This is a genomic window from Marivivens sp. LCG002, assembly GCF_030264275.1.
Lineage (GTDB): Bacteria > Pseudomonadota > Alphaproteobacteria > Rhodobacterales > Rhodobacteraceae > Marivivens.
In genome coordinates this window covers 734,120-748,751 of sequence record NZ_CP127165.1, presented here as the reverse complement: position 1 = coordinate 748,751, position 14,632 = coordinate 734,120, and the positions used below count along the sequence as shown (strand labels likewise).

The window sequence follows — 14,632 nt, the reverse complement described above, 5'->3', positions numbered from 1 at the left end:
CGCCTTAGAAGGCTTCGGGACGTGCTTCGCGGGCCATGTGATCGAGCACGGCGTTGACAAAGCGCGGCTCTTTGCCCTCGGGATGGAAGGCCTCGGCCACCTGCACGAACTCGACGATCACCACCTTGGGCGGGGTTTCGCCATTCACCAACTCGGCTCCTGCAGCACGGAAAAGCGCGCGCAGCGTCGGGTCGATCCGTGCGATCGGCCATTTGGCGACCAGAGCGCGATCCGTCATCTGGTCGATCTTTGCCTGCTCGTCGACAGCCTTCTCGACAAGTTTGCGGAACGTATCGACGTCACCTTCGACCATTTCTTCACCGTCATAGACAGCGCCGAAACGGTGGTCTTCAAATTCGCGGCAAATCGCTTCGATCGTCTGGCCGGAGGCTTCCATCTGGAAGAGCGCCTGCACAGCGTAAAGACGTGAAGCCGATTTCATTTGGCGTTTTTGAGAGTTCGAAGCAGTCATGCGATGGAATTTCCGTCACGGGCAAGGAGGATGTCGTTGGTAAAGCCGATGCCCTTATCGGCGCGGCCCCACTTACGGCCCAGAGCGATCAGGTGCAAGGCCGCAGCTGCTGCTCCGCCGCCTTTATTCTGGTCCTTCGGGTTTGCCCTTACGTCAGCCTGTTCATAATTCTCGACGGTCAGGATGCCGTTGCCGATGCAAAGCCCCTGAAGCCCGAGAAGTGTGATCGCGCGACTCGAGTCGTTGCAGACGGTGTCATAGTGGGTGGTCTCGCCCCTGATGACGCAGCCAAGAGCGACGTAGCCGTCGAAATTGCTCATACGGGCCGCGATGCCGATGGCCGTCGGAACCTCGAGAGCGCCCGGAACTTCGATCACCTCATAGGTGCCGCCCGCCGCTTCGATCTCGGCGGTTGCACCTGCGATCATCTGGTCGGTGATGTCCTTGTAATAGGGCGCGACCACGATGGCGATCTTGACGGGTTTGTCGAACGAAGGACGCTCAAGGGTGTAATGCGAGACGCCGGCCATCACGCCTCTCCTTCGATCTTGCGCGTGCCGGTGATTTCAAGCCCATAGGCATCGAGTGCCACCACTTTGGGACGCGGAGAATTGGTAAGCAGGGTGATCTTGGACAGCCCAAGGCTCGAGAGAATCTGTGCCCCTACCCCGTATTGGCGAAGCGTTTTGGGGCCGCGATCCTCGTCCGAGACCATCTGCATGTGGATATCGCGCAAGAGGACAACGGCGCCGCGTCCTTCTTTGGCGACTTCTTCCATGGCAAAGGAAAACTCGCGTGCGCGGGTCGCCCCTGCAAGGCCGACCATGTCGAGAAGCGGGTCGAGCGTGTGCATACGCACCAAGACGGGATCATCGCCCGACAAGTCACCTTTGACCAAGGCGATGTGCTCTGCGCCATTGGTCACATCGCGATAGATCCGCATGTTCCAATCGCCGCCGAACTCGGAACTGACCGCGGTTTCGCTTACCAGCCGCACGAGGTTGTCGTGGCGACGGCGATAGGCGATGAGATCGGAAATCGTTCCGATCTTGATGTTGTGACGCTGACCAAATGCCACAAGATCGGGCAGACGGGCCATGGAGCCGTCTTCGTTCATGATCTCGCAGATCACGCCCGAGGGGTTGAGCCCCGCCAAGCGCGAGATATCGGTCGCCGCTTCGGTATGGCCCGCGCGGACGAGGACACCGCCTTCACGGCTACGCAGCGGAAAGATATGACCCGGCGTTGCAATGTCTGCATGGGTCTTCGAGGCGTCGATCGCAACGGCAATCGTATGGGCACGGTCATGCGCCGAGATACCGGTCGAAACCCCTTCGCGGGCCTCGATCGAGACGGTAAAGGCGGTCTCGTGGCGCGAAGAATTGCTCGACGCCATCAAAGGCAGGCCCAAGGCGTCGATCCGCTCGCCCGTCAGCGTGAGACAGATCAAGCCGCGCCCATGGGTGGCCATAAAGTTGATCGCATCGGGTGTCGCCATCTGCGCAGGGATCACAAGATCGCCTTCGTTCTCGCGATCCTCGTGATCGACAAGGATGAACATCCGGCCGTTGCGGGCCTCGTTGATGATATCCTCGATCGGCGAAATGGCATCGGACCAGCTTTGCTCGACTGGACCGGATTCCTCAAAAGACTGTGTCATGGCGACCCCGCTGTTACTCAACAATGGAGATAAAGCACCTGTGGGCGCATGGAAAGTGCACAGTCGTCGCGCATTTGCGCACAAACGACATCAGGTCGATTATTCCCACTCGCGCAGTCGGGCCACATAGCGTGCCATCGTGTCGATCTCGAGATTGATCGGATCGCCCACCTTGGCCGCGCCCCAGGTCGTGACCTCTTTGGTGTGCGAGATGACATTGATGCCGAAGGTCGCGCCGTCCACTTCGTTCACGGTCAGCGAGGTGCCGTTCAAAGCGACCGATCCCTTGGGCGCGATGAATTTGGCAAGCGTGTCAGGAGCGCGGAAGGTCATGCGGGTGCTGTCGCCTTCGGTGTGCATCTCGATCAACTCGGCCACGCCGTCGACGTGGCCGCTCACGATGTGACCACCGAGTTCATCCCCGACCTTGAGCGCACGCTCGAGGTTGAGGAGCTTGCCGACCTGCCACATGTTACGGCCGATGTTGGTCTTGGAGACGCTCTCGGCGCTGATCCAGACGTCGAACCAGTTTTGCGGCTCTGTGCCCAGCGCGACAACGGTCAGGCAACATCCGTCACAGGCGATCGAGGCGCCGATGTCGATCCCGTCGACATCATAACGCGTGCCGATACGGGCGCGCAGATCGCCCTTTTGCTCAACTTCAAGAACTGTGCCGATATCGGTGATGATGCCCGTGAACATGCCGTTGATCCTTTTCCTTTGCGCCAAAGAAGTAGTCTCTCCTGATCGCCAGAGCAAGGCGCCCTATTCTTGCCCAAAAGACTGGATAGAATAAGGCGTTCGTTATAGTGCGGTGCGTAATGCCGATTAAGAATGCAAATCAGAGACGGTTTCTGTTTCTCCAAGGGCCGCATGGACCTTTTTTCGTCCGCCTTGCCGAAATGCTCCGCAAGGCAGGGGCAGAGGTTTGGCGTGTCGGCTTCAATGCGGGCGACCGAGCATTCTGGTTCGGGTCGAAGAATTACATTCCCTATCAAGGCAACATCGATGACTGGGCCGATACGTTTCGCGCGATCGTTGCAGAGCACCGCATCACCGACATCGCGCTTTATGGCGACACAAGGCCGATCCACGCCCAAGCGGTCGCGATCGCGCGCGAGCTCGGGCTTTATATCCATGTCTTCGAAGAAGGCTACATGCGGCCATTCTGGGTGACCTACGAGCGCGGGGGTTCGAACGGGAATTCCAAGCTCATGGACCTCAGCATTGCCGAGATGTCCCGCATACTCGAAACCTCTGATCTCGATGTCCCCGAACCTCCCGCCCATTGGGGCGACATGCGCCATCATGTCTTTTACGGCGCGCTCTATCACTGGTTCGTCATGTTCAGAAACGGTGCCTATCGCAACTTCAGGCCCCACCGCGACCTTCCCGTCCGAACAGAGGCCGCGCTCTATACAAAGCGCCTTTTGCTGATGCCCCTGATCGCATTGGAGCGGCGGATCGCGCAGGCGCGGATCAAATACGGCGGGTTCCCTTATCATCTGGTCCTGCTCCAACTCGAACATGACTCGAGCTTCCAGATGCATTCGCCGTTTACACGTATGGAAGAGTTCCTGACCCTTGTCGTCGAGGGGTTTGCAAAGGGTGCACCGCAGCACCACCATCTGGTGTTCAAAGCGCATCCTCTCGAAAACGACCGAAGCCCCGTGCGGCGTATCCTGCGCGATCTTGCAGCCAAACACGGGCTTGGGGATCGCGTCCACTATGTGCGGGGCGGCAAACTCGCCACGCTCCTTGATCATGCACGCACCGCCGTGACCGTGAACTCGACCGCCGCCCAACAAGTGCTTTGGCGTTCGATCCCGCTCAAGGTGTTCGGCCGCGCAGTCTATGATAAACCCGAGTTCGTCTCGACCCTCCCTCTGGAACAATTTTTCGCGCAGCCGGGACGGCCCGACAACAGGGCCTATCGCGACTATCGCCGCTTCCTGCTTGAAACCAGTCAGGTTCCAGGCGGGTTTTATTCCTCGCGCGGTCGTCGGCAACTCTTGCGTCAAGTCGTCGATATGATGCTCGACAGCGACGATCCCTATGATGCGCTCAAGGCGGGCAAGGCTCCGCCACGGCAGGCCTTGCGTGTCATTCCCTAGCCACCACAACTTTTAGTGGCTCCCACTGTTCTCGCGGCACAATCGCAACACAAAGCCCCCTGACCGTCACCACCTCGGGCTTCGTTCTGGATTTTCGGATCGTATTTCGATACTTTAGAGACAAAACTTGAGGCAGAATAACATAGGTCGAGGAGACCGAGCAGTGAACTCCAACCGTTTGCGTCTCGCAAGAGGCGCGGCACTCGTTGCCGCAATCGCCCTTACCGCATCCTGTGCGGCCTTGCCCCGTTCGGGTCCCAACAAGTCGGAAATCTTCGCGGGTTCCGTCCTGCGAGAAGGTGACAGCTTTATCATCACCGTGGATGACCGCGTGAACTATATCGCCTCTGTTGCGCCCTCTTATGGGTTCGACGATGCCTTCCTCAACGCAGGTATTGTCGGCTCCGATACGATCCAGCCGGGTGACGTGCTTGGCCTTACGATCTGGGAGAACGTCGATGACGGGCTTCTCGTGCCGCAAGGCCAGAATGCCACCGTCCTCGACGAAGTGCAGGTCGACGGCGCGGGGTTCATCTTTGTTCCCTACGCAGGCCGTATCCGCGCCGCAGGCAACACCCCCGAAGCGATCCGCCGCCTGATCACCGAAAAGCTCGGCGATCAGACCCCTGATCCTCAGGTGCAGGTCCGCCGTCTTGCGGGGGACGGGGCAACCGTGTCCATCGTCGGCGCCTCTGGTCAGGGTGTATTCCCGATCGAACGCCCGACCCGCACGCTCTCGGCCATGCTTGCTGCTGCGGGCGGCGTGAGCATCCAACCCGAAATCGCACTTGTCAAAGTGGTGCGCGGCGACAAGGTCGGGACCGTCTGGTTCCAGGACCTCTATGATCACCCCGCAAACGACATCGCTCTTCGCGGCGGGGATCGCATTATCATAGAAGCCGACCAACGCAGCTTTACCGCGCTCGGAGCCACGGGCTCACAAACCGAGGTGCCTTTCGAGAGCCGCACGATCTCGGCCATCGAAGCGCTTGCCCAAGTGGGCGGCCTAAGCTCGTCGACAGCCGACCCGACAGGCGTCTTCGTGTTCCGCAACGAGCCGGCCGAAATTGCGAACCCTTTGACGGGACGCACCGATCTCACGGGCTCGCAGCGCGTGGTCTATGTGCTTGATCTGACCAAGCCGAACGGCATGTTCATGGCACGTGACTTTGCAATCCGCGACGAAGACACGGTTTACGTGACCGAAGCCCCGATTGTTCAGTTCAACAAGACGATCTCGGCTCTGACTGGCACGCTGAGCTCGGTGACCGGACTGACCTCCGCAGCCAATAACACCACCGCGCAGTAATGCCCGATCGGGACACATTCCAGGACGCCGCCGAACCCTCTCGGCGGCGTCTTTTTGTCTATAATGGCGGTTTTCTCACCCAGACCCGCATCCGCCGTATTCTCGAACTTTCAGGCTTCGACATCGCGATCGGCCTTCCCAAATCCCCCCAAGACCTCATCGGCGTGTGGGGGCAGTCGCCGACGTCGCCCAGAGGTGAGGCCATAGCCGCAAAGACAGGCCACAAGGTGGTTCGCATCGAAGATGCCTTTTTACGGTCGGTCCTGCCCGCACGACTTGGCAAAGAGCCTCCGCTCGGGCTTCATATCGATGAAACGGGCCTGCATTTCGATCCCGAAACCCCGAGCGATCTTGAAACGCTCCTCAAAACGCATCCGCTCGACGACACCCATCTTCTTGAACGTGCGCGTGCGGGGATGGACCGGCTTAGGCGCGAGCATTTGAGCAAATACAACGGATATGATCTGGGGGCCGAAGTCCCTGCTGCAGGATATGTGCTCGTTGTAGATCAAACCAAGGGCGACGCCTCTGTCACGGCAAGCCGCGCCAACCGCAACACCTTTCGCGAAATGCTCTTCGACGCGCGCGAGGCCTATCCAGGCGCGAAAATCCTGATCAAATCGCACCCCGAAACGCTCGGCGGCGCACGAGACGGTTATCTTCGCGGTGAAGATTGTGATGCCAATACAGAACTTTTCGACCGCAATGCCTCGCCTCAGGCTTTGCTCGAAGGTGCGATTGCCGTCTACACCGTGTCCTCGCAGCTCGGGTTCGAGGCGATACTGGCAGGACACAAACCGCATGTTTACGGACAGCCCTTCTATGCGGGTTGGGGTCTCACACAGGATCGCGTTCCGCTTGCAAGACGGCAACGCAGATTGACGCGGGCACAGCTCTTCGCCGCCGCGATGATCCTCTATCCCGTCTGGTATGACCCCTACCTTGACCGCCTGTGCACCTTCGAAGAAGCCCTGAACACCCTAGAAGCCGAAGTCAGAGCATGGCGCGAAGACAATCGCGGCTGGGTCGCAACGCATATGCGCCTCTGGAAGCGACAGCCTTTGCAGCGCTTCTTCGGCAGCGCCGAGCCAATGCGATTTGCCCGACCTTCAAGTGCCGCCGCCAAAGCCGAACGCCGAGGCGCAAGGCTCATGTGCTGGGCGAGCAAGATCACCGAGGATCTTGCAGCCGCAGGCGCAGTCCGCGTCGAGGACGGCTTCTTGCGCTCGCGCGGCTTGGGTGCGGCCCTGACGCCGCCCCTCAGTCTCGCGCTTGATGATCTGGGGATTTACTACGACCCGAACCAGCCAAGTCGTCTTGAACAGCTGATCGAGGCCTCGGTCACGCTCCCCGACCACGCCCGCCAAAGAGCCGCAGCGCTCCTCCGCGCCATCACGAAGAGCAACCTCAGCAAATATAACCTCGGTGGCGCGGCCCTGCCTGCAGGTCTTCCAGCAGGTCGGCGCATTCTGGTGCCGGGACAGGTCGAAGACGACGCCTCGATCCTTCTGGGCACCCAAGAGGTGCGCACCAACCTAGAACTCCTCGAAGCGGCTCGGCGGGCCAATCCCGCCGCAGTCATCCTTTACAAGCCGCATCCAGATGTCGAAGCAGGCTTGCGACAGGGGCATGTCTCCGAGCCTGAAACCCTCGCCGATGCTGTCTTGACTGCAACCGATCCGATTGCCGCGCTGTCAGGGGTGGACGAGGTCTGGACAATGACCTCGACCCTCGGGTTCGAGGCGCTGTTGCGCGGCAAATCCGTGACCTGCCTCGGCCAGCCGTTCTATAGCGGGTGGGGCCTGACCGACGACCGCGCGATGCCGATCGCGCGGCGCGCCGCGCGGCCTGATCTCATCGGCTTGGTCCATGCGGTCTTGATCGACTATCCGAGGTACTTCGATCCGCTGACAGGGCGCCCCTGCCCGCCCGAAATTGCAGTCTCGCGACTGGCTCAAGGCGATCTCCATCCCTCGACCTTCACCAATCGGCTTTTGTCAAAGCTCCAAGGAGGCTTGGCCAGTGCCGCCGCGCTTTGGCGCTAGGCTTTACGCCAAACCGTCATGACATCGGGGCCGATGGTTTCGCTGCTCTCGAGCGTGAAGTGCGGAGCATCGGCCAGCCGCACTAGCCCGAGCGAGCCAAGCCCTGCACGGCCGTCCGCACCGATCGCTTTGCCCGCCGTAAAAAGAACGAGGTGATCCACAAGCCCCGCGTGCAGGAGCGATGCCGCAAGCTGGCCGCCGCCTTCGCAATAGATCCGCGTAAGCCCGAGCGCGCCCAAAGCCGTCAATGCCTCGACACAATCGCCGCCATCCGCCAAAGGGATCGAGCGGACACCCGCCGCGACCCAATCGGACACAACCGAGGTTGCAGAATGACAAAGAAAGACCGGTATTTCGCCCGCAGTCCGCGTCAGATTGCATGATTTGGGCAAGTCGCCACTCGCACTCATCACAATGCGTGCAGGCTGACCCCCGATCCCCAGCCCCCGCACAGTGAGTGACGGATCATCCGCTCGGACCGTGCCCGCCCCGACCATGACCGCGTCATGGGACGCGCGTTGCATATGGACCCGCCGCCGCGCTTCGGGGCCTGTGATCCACTGGCTTTCGCCGCTCGCGGTCGCGATACGTCCGTCAAGCGTCATCGCCAGCTTGAGCGTGACCATCGGCCGACCGCGCTCGACTTTGCTCAGGAAGCCCGCGTGATCACGGCGTGCTTCGGCTTCGCACACCCCGACCGAAACGTCGATCCCTGCGGCGCGCAGCATCGCACTCCCGCCGCCGTTGACCCGAGGATCGGGGTCTTCACAGGCAATGACAACCCGCGCAACACCCGCCGCAATCAATGCCTCGGCGCAGGGCGGCGTTTTGCCGTGATGGGCGCAGGGTTCGAGTGTGACATAAGCCGTCGCGCCTCTCGCCGCGTCCCCCGCCATGGCAAGAGCTTGGGGTTCGGCGTGGGGTCGGCCGCCCGACGCTGTATGTCCCCGCCCGACAACGCGGCCGTCTTTGACGATGACGCAACCAACCGAAGGGTTGGGCCAGACACGACCAAGACCCCGCCGACCAAGCGACAGGGCCATGAGCATAAAGCGTTCGTCGGTCGCTTGTGTCACTCGTCCGATTTACTGTCTGGCCGCAGCTCGTCGATGAATTTGTCAAAGTCACCGGCAGCTTGAAAGTTCTTGTAAACGCTGGCAAAACGCACGTAGGCAACGGCGTCGATCCGCGCGAGGCTTTCCATCACGATCTCGCCGATGGTGCTCGATGGAATATCGGTCTCGCCCATACTCTCGAGACGGCGCACGATCCCCGAAATCATCTGGTCCATACGCTCGGGCTCGACGGGGCGCTTCTGGAGCGCAATCCGGATCGACCGCTCGAGCTTGTCACGATCGAAATCCTCGCGACGCCCGTTCGATTTGATCACCACGAGATCGCGTAGCTGGACCCGCTCATAGGTGGTGAAACGTCCACCGCAAGCAGGGCAGAAGCGACGACGCCGAATGGCGACATGATCCTCGGCAGGGCGCGAGTCTTTTACTTGAGTATCGACGTTTCCACAAAACGGGCAACGCATGGGCCTGTCCTCATTCTTTACCGCTCTTATTGATGTCGAGTTATCCCCCGACTTATCCACAATCACTATAGGGGAGCATCTAGAACTTGGGTAGAGTCTTTTTGAACCCCCAAGATCAAGGGAAGCGGTTTCCTCACCGATCAGCTAGGAAATGATGGATGCCTAGCCGATATGAGCCGCAACGCGGCGGGTGTGCGGGCGGTCACGATGCTCGAAAAGATAGATCCCCTGCCATGTGCCGAGCGCGGGCCGTCCCCCCATCACAGGGATCGAGAGGCTGACAGGCAAGAGCGCAGCTTTGATATGCGCAGGCATATCATCGGGGCCTTCGTAGGTGTGCGTCAGATAGGACATCGACGGGTCCGTCGTCGGGGGCACCAGACGGGCGAAATATTCGCGCATGTCGACGCGGACTTCGGGGTCTGCGTTCTCTTGGACAAGGAGCGAACAAGAGGTGTGCTGAACGAAGAGCGTCAAAAGCCCCTCCCGCACGCCCGTCCCTTCGGCCCAGCGCAGAACATCACGGGTGAACTCGTAAAGGCCCTGACCACGGGTCGGAATTTCAAATAGGGTGTTCATCGGATATCAGCCCCCGCAGCGCGCACCCCACTCTCCTGTTTCCAGACAATAAAAGAGACCTTCTGCCTCACGGGCCTGAAAAAGCGGGTAAAAGTCGCTGGCCGCGATGCTGCCCGTATCGCAAGTCAGTGTCGCAATCTGATCGTCACCTTGAAAAACATTGATCCCGCCTTCGGTCGGTCGGTCGGGATCGTTGCGATCAATACTGTAGCTGATTTCATAACTATAGCCATTGTTCGGGACGATCACCGTTTCCCCGATATAACGCCCGATCCCCGACCAGGGGATGTAGTCCACATTCGTGACGCTCAGGCTCAAGGCAAGCTCGGGCTGCCCGCCCTTTGGCCCATAAGCATACCTCACCAAGCCATCAGCGACACAAAGGTCGACGGCTTTTTGACCCTTCTTAAAGGTGCAGGAGAACAAGGCTTCAGAGCCGACACAGGCAGCGAAGCTTGCAGATGGCAGCACCATCAAAGCGACGAGGATTGATTTGAGCATGGGACCTTCACAAGCCGAACTATAATCAGTCTAGCGCTGGACGACGTGCCGGCACATCCCTCAAAATGCTGAAAAGCACCCTCGGCAAATGAAAACGCCCCCTTGCGGGGGCGCCTTGTGTTACTGATCGAGGAAGCTGCGCAGCTTGCGCGAGCGGCTCGGGTGTTTGAGTTTCCGCAGAGCCTTGGCTTCGATCTGGCGGATACGTTCGCGGGTCACGCTGAACTGCTGGCCGACCTCTTCGAGGGTGTGGTCGGTGTTCATACCGATACCGAACCGCATCCGCAAAACCCGCTCTTCACGCGGCGTGAGCGAGGCGAGCACGCGAGTGGTCGTTTCCTTGAGGTTTTCCTGAATAGCAGAATCCAGCGGAAGGATCGCGTTCTTGTCCTCGATAAAATCGCCGAGCTGGCTGTCCTCTTCGTCGCCGATGGGCGTTTCGAGCGAGATGGGTTCCTTGGCGATCTTCATCACCTTGCGGACCTTCTCGAGCGGCATCTGGAGCTTTTCGGCCAATTCCTCGGGGGTCGGCTCGCGGCCGATCTCGTGGAGCATCTGGCGACCGGTGCGGACCAGCTTGTTGATCGTTTCGATCATATGGACCGGAATACGGATGGTGCGGGCCTGATCCGCGATCGAACGGGTGATGGCCTGACGGATCCACCACGTCGCATAGGTCGAGAATTTATAGCCGCGGCGGTATTCGAACTTGTCCACCGCCTTCATCAGGCCGATGTTCCCTTCCTGGATCAGGTCAAGGAACTGGAGGCCGCGGTTGGTGTATTTCTTGGCGATCGAGATCACGAGGCGAAGGTTTGCTTCGACCATTTCCTTCTTGGCCTGACGGGCTTCTTTCTCGCCCTTCTGGACCTGTTGGACGATGCGGCGGAATTCGCTGATATCCACGCCAACGTATTGACCGACCTGAGCCATTTCGTTGCGCAGCTCTTCGACCTTGTCACTCGATTTCTCGACGAACATCTGCCATGCGCGGCCGCCCTTTTCGCTCATCCGGTCGAGCCAGGTCGGGTCGAGTTCCGCCCCTTTGTATTCCTCGATGAATTCGCGACGGTTGATGCGGGCCTGATCCGCGAGCTTCACCATGTTTGAGTCGATGGACATGATGCGGCGGTTGATCCCGTAGAGCTGGTCGATCAGCGCTTCGATACGGTTGTTGTGAAGGTGAAGCGAATTCACCAGTTCAACGATTTCGGAGCGCAGCTTTTGATAGGTCGCTTCATCCACCTCGGAGAAGGTGCCGTCCTCGTTCAGCGTGGCCGACATACGGGCGTCCTGCATGTCCGACAGGGTGGCGAAATCGCGTGCGATAATCTCGAGCGTTTCGAGAACGCGCGGCTTGAGCGCGGCTTCCATGGCAGCAAGGCTCATGTTCGCCTGATCGTCGTCCTCGTCTTCGTCGTCCGAGCCCATGATCGGGTTGCCATCGGCATCAAGCTCGGGTTCGTCTTCTTTGTTGGGCTTGGCCACAGCGGAAGCAGAGGTATCGACAACGGGTGCCTCCTCGCCCTCTTCGTCGCCGAGCTGGTTTCCGAAGGTGGCTTCTAGGTCGATCACATCGCGCAGGAGAATGTCTTCGGAAAGAAGTTCGTCGCGCCAAATGGTGATTGCCTGAAAGGTCAGCGGGCTTTCACAAAGCCCGAGGATCATGGTGTTGCGACCTGCCTCGATCCGCTTGGCGATGGCGATCTCGCCCTCACGCGAGAGGAGTTCGACGCTTCCCATTTCGCGAAGATACATGCGAACGGGGTCATCGGTGCGGTCGAGTTTTTCGGTTTCCTGACCCGCAAGAGCAACGTCGCGGTTTCCGCCCGTTGTGACGACGGCGGTCGAGGCGCTGTTCTCGTCGGAGTCGTCGGCTTCGTCGTCTTCGGTGACCTGAATGCCCATTTCCGAGAGCATCGACATAACGTCTTCGATCTGGTCGGACGAGACCTGATCCGGCGGAAGAACCTGATTGAGCTGATCATAGGTGATGTAACCACGCTCGCGCGCGTCAGCGATCATCCGCTTGATGGCCGCCTGACTGACGTCCATGGAAATGTCGCTGTCCTGATCGCTGTCCTTGGTTTCTTCGTTATCTTTTTGTGCCATCTGGCTCTCCTCAAACGATGAAGGGGCGATCATCTGATTCGCGTGATTCGGTTAAAGTCGAATCAATCTGCCCAGTGAGAGATTCGCAACCACTTAGGGTCGTTTTTCCAAGATTTTTACGGAAAATTCGCTCACTCATTCCTTTGAGGAGCCTGACATTCCGATTTGGCGAAGCAATGAACTAAAGGCCTCGCGCTCGTCACGCTTCATGCGCGCTCCGTTCGCACCGACTTCATATTCCGCTTTGTCCTCCTTGTCTTCGCCGGCACCGCCCCCTTCGAGAGCGCGCGCCGCTTGGCCCAGTCGCCATGTCAGCCCTTCATCGGCGACACCCTGAAGATCTTCCATCGCCTCGCGCAGCTCGCGGGCGTGGCCGCGACGGGCGTTCAGCTTGGCCAGCTCTTCCGCAAGCGACATCCGTGCAAGTTCCTCATCCCCCGCGCGGCGCACCGCGGGCGTGATTGCCACGTGGCGTTGAGCAAAGAGTTTTTCAAGGGGTTGCTGGCCAAGTTCCTTCGCAATCGCGTGGCGGACATCCTCTTGGTGGGCGTGTTTCAAAATCGCCGAGCGCAATTGTGCATGCTCGGGTGTCGAGCAGGTCATCCGTTCGATCTCGCCCTCGAATTGACCAAGGACAGTGGGATTGGCGATCGCTGTCGCAAGGATCACGGCCTCGCGGAGGATATCCTCGTTCGCTGCCTGATTGGCCAACATCGAGGATTTGGTCGTGGTCAGCGGGGGCTGCGGCGCATTCCATGCACGGCGCGGCGTAAATCCCGCACGCGGGGCCGAGCGCGGCTTGCGTCCGAAGAGGTCATAGCGCAGCTCCTTGATCGCTTCGCCATAATGCGAACGGATCGAGGGGTCCTTGATCAACCGTATCTTTTCGCGAAGAATCTTGTCCAAGGCGGCTCGACGCTCGGGGCTGTCAAAGACCTTTCCCTCTGTCTCGCGCCGCCACAAAAGCTGCACCATCGGCATCGCGCTTTCGAGAACCTCGCGCACGGCATCCGCGCCTTTGGCTTTGATGAGATCGTCGGGGTCCATCCCGTCGGGCATGATCGCGAAACGAAGCGACTGGCCCGCTTCGAGCATCGGAAGCGCAAGATCGACGACACGCATCGCGGCGCGAATACCTGCCGTATCGCCGTCGAGCGCGATGATCGGCTCGGGTGAAATGCGCCAGAGCATACGAAGCTGATCCTCGGTCACGGCAGTGCCGAGCGGGGCGACAGTTGCCCCGAACCCCGCCTCCGAAAGCGCGATCACGTCCATATAGCCTTCGGCCACGATAAGGGGCGCGCCCTTGCCTGCGGCCTCTCGCGCCTTGCCGTGGTTAAAGAGGCTGCGCCCCTTGTCGAACAGCAAAGTTTCGGGCGAATTCAGATATTTGGCATTGTCGTTGGGCTCCATCGCGCGACCGCCGAAGGCAATCGCTCGCCCTCGCGCATCGCGGATTGGAAACATGATCCGGTTGCGAAAGGTGTCATAGGGCTTCTTGCCGCGATCGGAGGCTTTCGCAAGGCCCGCGTCGATCAACAGTTTTTCAGGGATACCCTTGCCCGTGAGCGCGTCATAAAGCCCCTGCCAGCCATCCGGCGCAAAGCCGATTTCCCAGCGGTCCTGCGCCGCTTCGCTCAGTTGTCGCTTTGCGAGATAGGCACGCGCAGCCGATCCCGCGCCCGTTTTGAGTTGCAGACGGTAATACTTCACCGCCTCTTCCATCACTTTGCCGAGTTCGGTGCGATGATCCGATTTTTCCTGCGCTTTGGGGTCGCTTTGCGGCACGGGCATGCCCGCTTCACCTGCGAGAATCTGGATCGCTTCCATAAAGCTGACGTTCTCAGTCTCGCGCACAAAAGAAATCGCGTCGCCCTTGGCGTGGCAGCCAAAGCAGTAATAGTAGCCCTTGCGGTCATCTACGTGAAAAGACGCGCTTTTTTCCTGATGAAAAGGGCACGGGGCCCACATGTCGCCCTTGGCCTGATTGGACTTCTTCATGTCCCACATGACTTTGCGCCCGACGACTTGCGTCAGCGACAGTCGGTTTCGCAATTCATCGAGGAAGGTCGGGGGCAGACTCATACCCGCCAATATCGGCGCCCTCCCTCCCCGTGTCTAGGGGCGGCGGTCAACTGGGAGGCCAAACAAAAGCGTTATCGCAAAAGATCAAATCCTAAACATTCGGTTGAGCCTTACCCCGATAATAGGCCCGCAATCGGAAACAATAAGCCGCTATCTGGCCTAATGTCATGAAATGAACAGGTTTTCACTCAATTAAGGCCGCAGTTCGCCTCAAT

General features: G+C 59.6%; 13 protein-coding genes. 3 read left to right on the top strand and 10 right to left on the bottom strand.

The annotated features are described in order from the left end of the window. Positions 1 to 4: 4 nt before the first annotated feature. From nusB to QQG91_RS03795, 4 genes are all read right to left on the bottom strand, one after another. Positions 5 to 472 carry a transcription antitermination factor NusB gene (gene nusB, locus QQG91_RS03810; RefSeq protein WP_285771657.1) on the bottom strand — a complete coding sequence of 156 codons (468 nt, stop codon included), beginning with the start codon at positions 470 to 472 and terminating at the stop codon, positions 5 to 7. Beyond that, positions 469 to 1,002 carry a 6,7-dimethyl-8-ribityllumazine synthase gene (locus QQG91_RS03805; RefSeq protein WP_285771656.1) on the bottom strand — a complete coding sequence of 178 codons (534 nt, stop codon included), beginning with the start codon at positions 1,000 to 1,002 and terminating at the stop codon, positions 469 to 471. The genes nusB and QQG91_RS03805 overlap by 4 nt, the downstream gene beginning before the upstream one ends. Continuing rightward, positions 1,002 to 2,132, bottom strand: a complete 1,131-nt coding sequence (gene ribB / locus QQG91_RS03800; protein WP_285771655.1) for a 3,4-dihydroxy-2-butanone-4-phosphate synthase — start codon at positions 2,130 to 2,132, stop codon at positions 1,002 to 1,004. Before ribB ends, QQG91_RS03805 begins: the two co-directional genes overlap by 1 nt. A 99-nt stretch (positions 2,133 to 2,231) precedes the next feature. Further along, entirely contained in the window at positions 2,232 to 2,834 is a 603-nt protein-coding gene (locus QQG91_RS03795; RefSeq protein ID WP_285771654.1) for a riboflavin synthase, read from the bottom strand. Between the two features lie 119 nt (positions 2,835 to 2,953). Between QQG91_RS03795 and QQG91_RS03790 the strand changes: the two genes are divergently transcribed. The 3 genes from QQG91_RS03790 to QQG91_RS03780 all read left to right on the top strand — a co-directional run bounded on the left by QQG91_RS03790 (position 2,954) and on the right by QQG91_RS03780 (position 7,600). Continuing rightward, entirely contained in the window at positions 2,954 to 4,246 is a 1,293-nt protein-coding gene (locus QQG91_RS03790; RefSeq protein ID WP_285771653.1) for a capsule polysaccharide biogenesis protein, read from the top strand. A 163-nt stretch (positions 4,247 to 4,409) separates the two neighbouring features. Beyond that, positions 4,410 to 5,555 carry a polysaccharide biosynthesis/export family protein gene (locus tag QQG91_RS03785; protein WP_285771652.1) on the top strand — a complete coding sequence of 382 codons (1,146 nt, stop codon included), beginning with the start codon at positions 4,410 to 4,412 and terminating at the stop codon, positions 5,553 to 5,555. Further along, the gene (locus QQG91_RS03780; RefSeq protein WP_285771651.1) at positions 5,555 to 7,600 is read left to right on the top strand and encodes a capsule polysaccharide biogenesis protein; all 2,046 of its coding nucleotides are present in this window, start codon (positions 5,555 to 5,557) and stop codon (positions 7,598 to 7,600) included. Before QQG91_RS03785 ends, QQG91_RS03780 begins: the two co-directional genes overlap by 1 nt. On the opposite strand, the gene ribD is transcribed toward QQG91_RS03780, so the two are convergent. The 6 genes from ribD to dnaG form a co-directional block, all read right to left on the bottom strand. Next, entirely contained in the window at positions 7,597 to 8,649 is a 1,053-nt protein-coding gene (ribD, locus tag QQG91_RS03775) for a bifunctional diaminohydroxyphosphoribosylaminopyrimidine deaminase/5-amino-6-(5-phosphoribosylamino)uracil reductase RibD (RefSeq protein WP_502881595.1), read from the bottom strand. The two genes, QQG91_RS03780 and ribD, sit on opposite strands and share 4 nt — an antisense overlap. A gap of 23 nt (positions 8,650 to 8,672) precedes the next feature. Beyond that, a complete protein-coding gene (gene nrdR, locus QQG91_RS03770; RefSeq protein WP_285771649.1) occupies positions 8,673 to 9,140 on the bottom strand; it encodes a transcriptional regulator NrdR in 468 nt (155 codons plus the stop codon). Between the two features lie 162 nt (positions 9,141 to 9,302). Further along, positions 9,303 to 9,719, bottom strand: coding sequence for a secondary thiamine-phosphate synthase enzyme YjbQ (locus tag QQG91_RS03765; protein ID WP_285771648.1), 417 nt, complete (start codon positions 9,717 to 9,719; stop codon positions 9,303 to 9,305). Positions 9,720 to 9,725: 6 nt separating this feature from the next. Continuing rightward, on the bottom strand, positions 9,726 to 10,220 hold the full coding sequence (locus tag QQG91_RS03760; RefSeq protein ID WP_285771647.1) for a hypothetical protein: 495 nt from the start codon (positions 10,218 to 10,220) through the stop codon (positions 9,726 to 9,728). Positions 10,221 to 10,340: 120 nt separating this feature from the next. Continuing rightward, on the bottom strand, positions 10,341 to 12,332 hold the full coding sequence (rpoD, locus tag QQG91_RS03755; protein ID WP_285771646.1) for an RNA polymerase sigma factor RpoD: 1,992 nt from the start codon (positions 12,330 to 12,332) through the stop codon (positions 10,341 to 10,343). 135 nt (positions 12,333 to 12,467) lie between these two features. Continuing rightward, complete coding sequence (dnaG, locus tag QQG91_RS03750) at positions 12,468 to 14,417, bottom strand: DNA primase (RefSeq protein WP_285771645.1); 1,950 nt, start codon at positions 14,415 to 14,417, stop codon at positions 12,468 to 12,470. Positions 14,418 to 14,632: the final 215 nt, after the last annotated feature.

Excerpts from the sequence above, each read along its gene's own strand:
- nusB (WP_285771657.1), bottom strand. The coding sequence starts at position 472 with ATGACTGCTTCGAACTCTCAAAAACGCCAAATGAAATCGGCTTCACGT.
- QQG91_RS03805 (WP_285771656.1), bottom strand. The coding sequence starts at position 1,002 with ATGGCCGGCGTCTCGCATTACACCCTTGAGCGTCCTTCGTTCGACAAA.
- ribB (WP_285771655.1), bottom strand. The coding sequence starts at position 2,132 with ATGACACAGTCTTTTGAGGAATCCGGTCCAGTCGAGCAAAGCTGGTCC.
- QQG91_RS03795 (WP_285771654.1), bottom strand. The coding sequence starts at position 2,834 with ATGTTCACGGGCATCATCACCGATATCGGCACAGTTCTTGAAGTTGAG.
- QQG91_RS03790 (WP_285771653.1), top strand. The coding sequence starts at position 2,954 with ATGCCGATTAAGAATGCAAATCAGAGACGGTTTCTGTTTCTCCAAGGG.
- QQG91_RS03780 (WP_285771651.1), top strand. The coding sequence starts at position 5,555 with ATGCCCGATCGGGACACATTCCAGGACGCCGCCGAACCCTCTCGGCGG.
- ribD (WP_502881595.1), bottom strand. The coding sequence starts at position 8,649 with ATGCTCATGGCCCTGTCGCTTGGTCGGCGGGGTCTTGGTCGTGTCTGG.
- nrdR (WP_285771649.1), bottom strand. The coding sequence starts at position 9,140 with ATGCGTTGCCCGTTTTGTGGAAACGTCGATACTCAAGTAAAAGACTCG.
- QQG91_RS03765 (WP_285771648.1), bottom strand. The coding sequence starts at position 9,719 with ATGAACACCCTATTTGAAATTCCGACCCGTGGTCAGGGCCTTTACGAG.
- QQG91_RS03760 (WP_285771647.1), bottom strand. The coding sequence starts at position 10,220 with ATGCTCAAATCAATCCTCGTCGCTTTGATGGTGCTGCCATCTGCAAGC.
- rpoD (WP_285771646.1), bottom strand. The coding sequence starts at position 12,332 with ATGGCACAAAAAGATAACGAAGAAACCAAGGACAGCGATCAGGACAGC.
- dnaG (WP_285771645.1), bottom strand. The coding sequence starts at position 14,417 with ATGAGTCTGCCCCCGACCTTCCTCGATGAATTGCGAAACCGACTGTCG.